Raw genomic sequence first — 659 nt, forward strand, 5'->3', positions numbered from 1 at the left:
GCTAACGCTGCATCAGAATCAGAAGCGCAAAAATCTTCTGAAGAACCTTTAACTAAAAAAGATAAATTAAGAGTAAGTGCAATTATATTCCTTACAGTATTCTCTATAGCATTTTGGTTAGTTTATTACTTAGCAACGCTACCAATATTATATCATTGGGGGCCAGATTTTGCTGATGCTAATAAAGCTAATTGGATGATAGGAACATTTAGAGTACCATCAGCTTGGTTTGACTCATTAAATTCTCTTTCTTGTATAATTCTTGGACCAATACTAGCTATGGTTTGGAATAAGCGTGCAAGATCTCCTAAAGGAGACTTAAGTATGTTCAAGAAAACTGCATTAGGTATGGTATTACTAGGATTATCATTTGCGGTAATGGCATTAGCAGAAGTATTAAGAGGCGATGGTCAAGCAAGTTTAATATGGATAGTTATGTTTGGAGTATTAATGACTCTTGGGGAAATGGTATTCTCTCCACTTGGAAACTCATTTATAAGTAAATTTTCACCTGCTAAAGTGCTAGGTTTAATGATGGGTATATGGCCGTTAGCAGTATTTATAGCTGCTAAAGCACATGGGTATTTATATGAATTCTTATCAAAATTCTCATTTGCACCTGCATATGCTATAGTAGGAGCTGTAGTAATTGTATGTGG

The 659-nt window shown here is 34.7% G+C and carries 1 pseudogene; it reads left to right on the forward strand.

The features are described from left to right. Positions 1 to 659, forward strand: a pseudogene (locus AZI32_RS17300) (peptide MFS transporter); the annotation flags it as partial.

Origin of the sequence: Clostridium sp. ATCC 25772, from assembly GCF_001573875.1 — a bacterium.
GTDB classification, from domain to species: Bacteria; Bacillota; Clostridia; order Clostridiales; family Clostridiaceae; genus Clostridium_J; species Clostridium_J senegalense.